The sequence below is a fragment of the Actinoplanes auranticolor genome, from assembly GCF_018332655.1.
GTDB classification, from domain to species: domain Bacteria; phylum Actinomycetota; class Actinomycetes; order Mycobacteriales; family Micromonosporaceae; genus Actinoplanes; species Actinoplanes auranticolor.
In genome coordinates this window covers 1-8167 of record NZ_BOQL01000117.1, presented here as the reverse complement: position 1 = coordinate 8167, position 8167 = coordinate 1, and the positions used below count along the sequence as shown (strand labels likewise).

Sequence of the window (8167 nt, the reverse complement as noted above, 5' to 3'; positions counted from 1 at the left end):
CCGTCGTCCGGGGTGATGAATCCGAAGCCCTTGTCGGCGTTGAACCACTTCACGGTGCCTGTAGTCATGTCTGCTCCTTCGCGAGCTGTGGAGGCCGCACTGTGCGGACTCCGTCGCCGCCGCGTTGATCACCCGCGTCGAAACCGACACGAAAAACGAAAAGCGCCTGGGTGGGTTTTAGATAACCCATCAGGCGCTGAAAAACGTCTACGGAAATCAAAACTGCAACTCGGCAACAGTAGCGCATACCGGTCGCCGGCCGGTGGAAGGGGGTGAGTGGCGCCGGTCACTCGTCCGCTCAGGGCGTCGAGGGCGGCCGGGGTTCGGGCGCCATGAGCAAGCTTCGTGTCACCACGGCGGCCGCGTCGGCCGTTTCGCTGGCAATGGGGGCGGGACCGGCGCTCGCTGCTGATCCACCGGTCGGGCCGGCGAGTTCTGTCAGCCGGCGTTCGAGGACGCGTCGTTCGGCGGGCACCGTCCTGCACCGCACCGGGGACCGGGCCGGCGCGGCGGACGCGCTCGCCGTCGCGGTGGAGCGCAGCCGGGAGGTCGGCAGCCGGCTCGGCATGGCCACGGGACTGGTCTTCCTCGGCACCCTGCGCCGCGAGAACGGCGACCCCACGGCGGCGATCGAAACCCTGACGGAAGCCATCGACCTGGTCCGCGACCTCGGCGTGCGCGGCGGCGAGGTGGAGGCGCTCAACGAGCTGGGGGCCGCGTACCGGGCGCTGGCCCTGGCCCAGGAGATCGACAGCGCCATCGACGAGGCCCACTCGTACGCCGGGCTGGGCCGCACCGAGCTGGCGGCGGACCGGCGGGCTGCGGCAGGGGAGCACCTGCGGGCGGCGCTCGCGCTCTTCACCAAGGTCGGCACGGGGGAGGCCGCGGAGGTCGCCGCGGAACTCGAACGGCTGGATGCCGGATAGCGCGTCCCCCGCGACTGTTTAGCACCCCTGCTCAGCGGCAACTTGACCCGGCATGAAGTTGGGCATCGGCGCGGCTGCGGCAGCCGCAGTGTCGGCGTTGGCGGCAGTCGCCGTCCGCGACCTCCTCCAGCGCGACCATGCGCTGCTGCGCAACTTCCCGGTCCTCGGCCACGGCCGGTACCTCATCGAAGCCGTCGGTCCCGAGCTGCGGCAGTACGTGGTGGCCGGCAACAACGAGGAACGGCCGTTCACCCGCGACCAGCGGCGCTGGGTGTACGCGTCGGCGAAGAAGGAGAACAACTACTTCGGCTTCGGCACCGACAACGACATCGAGTACACAGCCGGGTATCCGATCATCAAGCACCGCACGTTCGGGCGGGCGGTGCCTCAGTCAGCGCCGGCGGCCGGGTACGAGGCGTCCGTACCGTGTGCCAAGGTCCTCGGGGCGGCGCGCGGCCGAGCGCGGGCGTTCCGGCCGCAGTCGGTGGTCAACATCTCCGGCATGAGCTACGGCTCGCTGTCCGGCAACGCGATCGAAGCGCTGAACAAGGGCGCGGCGCTGGCCGGCTGCCTGCAGAACACCGGGGAGGGCGGGCTGTCGCCGTACCACCGGCACGGCGGTGAGCTGGTCTTCCAGATCGGCACGGCGTACTTCGGCTGCCGCGACGAGCAGGGCCGGTTCGACCTGCAGCGGCTCAAGGACCTGGTGGCCGGGGCCCCGGTACGGGCCCTGGAGATCAAGCTCAGCCAGGGCGCCAAGCCCAGCCTGGGCGGGCTGCTGCCGGCCGCGAAAGTGTCGGCCAAGATCGCCGCCACCCGCGGTATCACCCAGGGCGTCGACTGCGTGAGCCCGTCCCGGCACGCCGAGTTCTCCGACACCGACAGCCTGCTCGACTGGGTGGAAATGCTGGCCGCGGAGACCGGCCTGCCGGTCGGCATCAAGTCGGCCGTCGGCGACCTGGAATTCTGGGACGAGCTCACCTCGCTGATGGCCACGACCGGGCGCGGCGTCGACTTCGTGACGATCGACGGCGGCGAGGGCGGCACCGGCGCGGCGCCGCTGATCTTCACCGACACCGTGTCGCTGCCGTTCCAGGTCGGCTTCGCCCGGGTGTACGGGATGTTCGCCGAGCGTGGCCTGCACGAGCAGGTGGTCTTCGTCGGAGCCGGCAAGCTCGGGCTGCCCGACAACGCCGTGGTCGCCTTCGCGCTCGGCTGCGACATGGTCAACGTGGCCCGGGAGGCCATGCTGGCGATCGGCTGCATCCAGGCGCAGAAGTGCCACACCGACACGTGCCCTACCGGCGTCGCCACCCAGAACCCCTGGCTCACCCGCGGACTGGACCCGGCGCTGAAGAGCGTGCGCGCCGCCAACTACATCAAGACCCTGCGCCGCGACCTGCTCAAGGTCGCCGAAGCGTGCGGCGTCGAACATCCCGGCCTGATCGACACCGGCTCCGTGGAGATCCTCGACGGCCGCACCGCGGCCACCGGTCTGGACCAGGTGTACGGCTACCGGCCCGGCTGGGGTCTGCCGTCGGAGGCGGACCGGTCGGCCATCGCTGAACTCATGCACGCCACCGAACCGCAGGGCGGCACCGCCCCGCCGTCGCGCTCGGCGATGTCATGAGCCACCCAAGCTGCGGGCCAGTGGTCCGACCGACCGAGTAGATGGAGAACCGTCCGATGAGAGTTGTGAAGCTGGCCGCCGGCCTGGCCGTGGGATACGTGCTGGGCGCGCGGGCCGGGCGAGAGAAATACGAGCAGATTGCCGCCACCGTCCGTACGGTGAGCGGCCGTCCGGCCGAGACGGATCCACAGAGCTCGCCGGAGCCCGAGGCCGGCGTAGCGGCGCTGTCGGCCGACGTGGCCGCTGGTGAGCGACCGACCCCGCCGGTCGCCGGTGAGCGACCGACCCCGCCGGTCGCCGGTGACAAGCAGCGCCGGCCGCGGAACCGGCCCAAGAAGGCTGCCGCCCGCACCGCGGCGGCCGGCTCGGCCGGCTCGGCTGGCGAATCGTCGGTCATGAGCACGGCTGACCTCGGCATTGACAGCATTCCCCTGGAGGCGTCGGAGGCCGACGTCATCGAACAGAAGATGCCCGTGGTCGACCGGAGCGACGACCCGACCGACCCGTCGCCGGTGCTGGAAACCGACGCGGCCGACGCCCGCGAGCAGCGCCGGTCTTAGTAATCACGCGGACCGCAGGCGCCTACGACGTTGCGAGCAGTGTTGTTCGCAGTGGACGGAGGTGCCTGCGGCGCGCAGTCCAGGATGTAGTACTTCGATACAGGTTGTTCTACTCGCAGGTCGAGTTTTCGATCGGCGGCTACTGTCACTGCGAAAAAGGCGGAGATGATCGACGCTCTGGCCTCCTTTGTGGGGCGGGTCCACGATTCGGTAGTGGCCTTCCACCCGGGAATGTCCGCAAACGCAACAGTGGCTCGTCGGGCTGGTCGACCAGGGCGACGGCAGGAGATCCGTAACGGGTCAGGCGCCGGCCTCGAGCACGGCGAGGTCGCGTACCGCGTACCGGTGATGCTCGGCCTCTTCCTTGAGCAACACCTTGAGGCAGCGGCGTACGACGTACTCCTGGTCGGGATATGGGTCCGCCGGCTTGCGGCCACACACCCGGTCAAGCTCGGCCTCGGTGAGCCCGTCGACGACACGTCGCATCGTGGCCATGCGAGCGAGCCGCGGCGCGAGTACCTCGTCGAGCGTCGGGGTGGCTTCGAGGGTGAGTTTGAGCTGCGCTGCCGCGTCGGGCGGCATCCCGCCGTGCGGAAGGCCCAACGGGTGATACGGCTCATCCTCCTCGAGCACGGCATTACCGAGCCAGGCATCAGCGGCCATCAGCAGGTGCCGTTGGGTCTCGACGAACGACCACTCGCCGTTGACCCGCTCGTGCAGCGTGGCCTCGGGCAGCAGCCGTGCGCGGCCGAGCGTCGCCTCCCATTGCGTCTCGATGGCATCCCAAGCAGCCCGGTAGTCGGCGCAGGACGCGGCGTCACGAGCCGGCACCCGGTTGGGATGCTGCCGGTCGAGCTCGGCCTCGACGTAGGCTGTCACGTCGACGTCGTTGACCACGAGACGCTCGAAGTAACCGCCGAGGTAGACGTCGCCTCCGTAGCAGTCCACGATCTTGAGGCCGCTGACCTCGCAGTCGCGGATCTCGAGGCCGGTAAGATCGGAGAGGTGGATGCGGGCACCACGGAACTGGTCACTCTGGGCGTACGCGGCAGGCATCGAGACAACTTCCCGCATACGTCGCGCCTGCGTCAATGGGTAGCGCAGCATGAGGTTCAACGCCGTTGACACCCGTTGAATGCACCCATCAATGGGCCGGGCCGGCAGCCCGGTTCGGGAGCACCCGGGATCGGCATGACGCCGATCGGCGGGAATCATCGTTGCCTGCTCCCCACGACCCACCGTCGCACTCACCGCTACCTGGACCAACGAGTCCGAACCAGGGAGCAGCTCGGCACCCTCCCGCCCCCGAGCACTGACTTAAGCCTCACAACAGTCAGCCGAACTTGTACAGCACCAGCGAGCCGGCGACGGCGACGGCGACGCTCGACCCGGTGCCGACCATCGGGATCTCCACAGTGCCGTCGAGCAGGTCGAGCGCCTCGGCGAGTGCACCAGCTCACCGCCATGGATGGGGATCGGGCACGGTACAGCTTCACGAATTAGGTAACAGGGTCCGTACGCCCGCCACTCGGCCGGTTATGTGGCGTTCAACGGCGTCGGTACGGCCCGGTGCGGTTCGGACGTCGGCCGAGGACTGTGCGGCGGAGTCGCGGGGCGGCTCAACCGGTCCTGCAGCCGGGCGTGCCGGAACTGGTAGACCGGGCCGAGGGCACGCAGCACACCCCGCCGGTGGGCGTCGTCTAGGTAGCGGGGCAGTTGCCAAGGGCCGAGCCCGGCGGCGCGCATCTGCAGGCCGAGCAGGAACGTCTGCCACGTATGGCTGGAGGCGACGGCGAACATCGGACCGCCCACAGCGGCGATCAGCAGCACAGTCTCGGCGGCGAACAGCAGGTTTACCGCCCACGCGTCGACCGTGACACCGGGTGGTGACTCGAACAGCATCGCCGACGGAACGATGGGCAGACTAAGAGCCAGACCGAGCGCGCATCCGGCGGCCACCCGGGACCGCAGCTCCTGGCGCATCAGACGCAGAGGGCTTGCCGGGACGCCGCCCGACAGGTCGCGCTGCGGGAACAGGCCGATTGTCGGCAGGATGACCAGGAGGAACAACAGAGCGGCGGCCAACGTGAGCAGGGACCGGGAGAAGGTGTCACCGGTACGGGCTTCGACCAGCATCAGTAGCGTGATCAGCCCGAAAGCGGTCGCGGCAGACAGGCCGACCACCAGAGTCGCCCGGCCGAGGAGGCTCTGGCGCCGCGGGCCCACGAGCCTCGCCTGCGTCACCCCGCGCGGCGGCTGTAGGAAGTAGAGAAGCAGCCCGAGGGTGAGCGCTTGCCCTACGGCTCCGCCGAACGCGGACAACACCCCATCGGGCAGGAAGCGGATGAAGTTGCCGAGGAAGACGGCGCAGGCGCCGACCGGCGCCGACAGCGTCGCAGGGTTGTCGAAAGCGAGACTCAGTCGCCTGTCGGACCAACGCAGCGAGGGCCTCTTGGCCAGCAGCAGCGTGAAAACCACGGTTCCGGCCAGATCGAACGGCGCGTACCTCAGCGGGAGGGCCATCTGGACCCCGATGTGAAAGAACGCTCCGCAGACGCAGCCGTACTGGATCACCGTCCGTGAGAATGCGGCCCGGCGTCTGGCTGCCGCGCCGTATCCGGGTTGGGCCACTGCCAGCGCCGCGAACATCGCCGTATTGGGTCCACTCATCAACGCGGTGATCAGCACGTCCCGTGCTGTTCCGAAACTCGGCCCCAGCACCAGCCGGTCGGCCATCATGGTTGCCCCGTTGCCGATACCCCAGACGACAGTGACGAGGATCGTCGTGGCCAGCGTCCGTGGCCCCTGCGGCAACCACTTCGGCATGTCCCACCACGCGAACTCGCGGACGCCGCGGCTGGCCAGGTTGGCCGCCAGGAAGTTCAGCAGCTCCCGGGCCGCTGTCGGCGAGATCCTTCCGGGTGACCGGTACGCCAGCGCGATAACCCGATCGAGTAGGCACTCCTCAATGCCTTCCGCGTTCCCAGCACGGTTCAACTCCAGCAGTTCGTGGACGTCGTCGTCGGCGGCGAGGCGGTCACGCAGCAGCGCCAGCATCAAGGGCTGGGCGACGGCGCGGGCGAGCGGACCTTCCGGCGCCCGCGTCAGAAGGTCGGCCACCGCCCGGCAACCGGGGCGTGTGGGACTGACGCTGACCCGCAGCAGATAGTCCACGGCGTGGTTGGCGGGTACCGGCAGCAGCTCCACCGCGGCGGCGCCGGACAGATGGGCGTTGTGGGCGGTCCGGACCATCTCGCCGACCCGGGTCATGAGCACGATCCGGTGCGTGACCTGGTGGTCCAGCGCGCGGACGACCACCGGCCGGAGGTCTTCCGGGATCTCGTCGAGGCCGTCGAGGAAGACCACGATGCGGCCGTCGCGAACCATCGCCGCGACGGCGGTACGGCCCGCTGCCGCCAGCGTCGGGTAGTCGCCGACCAGGCGGTCGGTCAGCCACGACGCGAAGTCCTGCCGGCGCGGATCCCAGCCGTAGAAGGTGAGCATGACCGGCACCGGGACGCGGGCGCGGTCTTTCTGCTGGTTGCGATGCTGCAGTGCGCGCAGCAGCAGCAGGATTCCGGCGCTGGACTTGCCGGCGCCGGCCCGGCCGGTCAGGAGGATCCGGCCGGAGTCCAGGCCTGCGTAGACACGGAATAGGTCCTCGACGTCGCCGCCGGCCAGGTCGGCAGGCGTCACCCGATCGGTTCCGGGCAGCGGCGCGGTCCGGACCACCGACGGGAGTCCCGCGGCGTCGTCGGCCGAGGCGGAAATGCAGAGGGAGGACCATTTCCACCCCATTGGTACGGGTGTCGGGTACCGCAGGCCGCGTTCCATCACCGCGTTCTCCCACTGCCGGGTGACGGCGTCGGCGAATCGGTCGAGGTGTTCCCCGATGTCGGTCGCCGACGGCCGGGTACGCCCACGGGTGAACCGCCACAACGCGGTGCCACAGACACCGGCGAGGGTGATCGTCGCGGCCACCGCCTGGATGATCGAGCCGGCGAGCGCCCGGTCGCGGGCCGCAGCCAGATATCCGAATGTCAGCGTCACGGCGACGGCCAGGACCGCGGCAGCGCCAAGGGCGACTCTTGTACGACTCACGGCATCCTCGTGACGATGTCGGCGGCACGTCCAACAAACAGCGCAGGACGCTACAAGGCCATCGCCGCTGTCGACATCGGAGGAAAATCGGATGCGTACCGTTCAAGCTCCGACTGTCGGCTTTCAGCAAGATCTAGAGCGGCTAATGCTGTACGGCTGAGCAGGGCAATTCGCGGCGACGGGCGAGTCCTACGTCAACGTCTTGAGTGTGATGCTTCAGCGCCCGGGAAGAGGTCACTGCTGGGAACAGGGCTACTCACCCCGGAAGAGGTCATTTCGCGAGACGAATCGCGAAGGCTGAAGATGGATTGCTCCGCACTCCTCTTTCCGGAAGCTGTCACGACCCTCGCCGGTCTCCGCCCGGCGAGCGCCCGGCTCGGCCCCGTTACGTAGGACGTTGTCGCTCCGGCGATCTCGATCATGCCGAGCCGTCCGGACTTCCGTAACTAGGAAGCGCTCACCGTCCAGCAAGGAGAGTCAGCCATCCTCGACGACCCCGTTGACCTGCACTTCGACGCTGTTGAGCGCAGTTGACGCCCGTTGAGTGACAGCCTCCGTGTCAAACTTGCCCGAACGGCACCGCTGACCTGCCAAAACGTCGTTTCGGCAGGTCAGCGTTTGGTACGGGACATCGGTTGACGACCGTCCAACACCGTTCACGCCGCTTGAATGCACCCACCAATCGGCCGCGCTAACAACCTGATGCCGGGAGCACCAGGCATCGGCATCGCGTCATTCGGCGGCAATCATCGTCGCGCGCTCCCCACGACAGCCCGCAGCACCCACACGACCAGGACAAACACTCCGAGCAGGGGAGCGCCCAGCCCGTCCATACGCTCCCCAACGCCGATGCGCAGACCGCCCGAGGAGAAGCCGAAGTGATCAGCCGTCGTTGATCGGCGCGCACCTGGCTTGACTTTGGGCGCTGATCAGTGAGCCTTTTTCAACCT

General features: G+C 68.7%; 6 protein-coding genes. 3 read left to right on the top strand and 3 right to left on the bottom strand.

Going from position 1 to position 8167, the window contains the following annotated elements; translation table 11 throughout:
* On the bottom strand, positions 1-68 hold a 68-nt coding region (locus tag Aau02nite_RS45850), incomplete at its 3' end, for a cold-shock protein (protein ID WP_212994999.1).
* Between the two features lie 264 nt (positions 69-332).
* Between Aau02nite_RS45850 and Aau02nite_RS45845 the strand changes: the two genes are divergently transcribed.
* The 3 genes from Aau02nite_RS45845 to Aau02nite_RS45835 are packed head-to-tail and all read left to right on the top strand — an operon-like array spanning position 333 to position 3116.
* On the top strand, positions 333-926 hold the full coding sequence (locus Aau02nite_RS45845) for a tetratricopeptide repeat protein (RefSeq protein ID WP_212994998.1): 594 nt from the start codon (positions 333-335) through the stop codon (positions 924-926).
* A gap of 52 nt (positions 927-978) precedes the next feature.
* Complete coding sequence (locus tag Aau02nite_RS45840) at positions 979-2556, top strand: FMN-binding glutamate synthase family protein (RefSeq protein WP_212994997.1); 1578 nt, start codon at positions 979-981, stop codon at positions 2554-2556.
* A gap of 56 nt (positions 2557-2612) precedes the next feature.
* Positions 2613-3116 (top strand): hypothetical protein, encoded by a 504-nt coding sequence (locus tag Aau02nite_RS45835; RefSeq protein WP_212994996.1) that lies wholly within the window; start codon positions 2613-2615, stop codon positions 3114-3116.
* Positions 3117-3416: 300 nt separating this feature from the next.
* Here Aau02nite_RS45835 and Aau02nite_RS45830 read toward each other — a convergent pair whose 3' ends face one another.
* Positions 3417-4223 (bottom strand): DinB family protein, encoded by an 807-nt coding sequence (locus Aau02nite_RS45830; protein WP_246595954.1) that lies wholly within the window; start codon positions 4221-4223, stop codon positions 3417-3419.
* Positions 4224-4652: 429 nt separating this feature from the next.
* On the bottom strand, positions 4653-7217 hold the full coding sequence (locus Aau02nite_RS45825; protein ID WP_212994994.1) for an NACHT domain-containing protein: 2565 nt from the start codon (positions 7215-7217) through the stop codon (positions 4653-4655).
* Between the last annotated feature and the right edge of the window lie 950 nt (positions 7218-8167).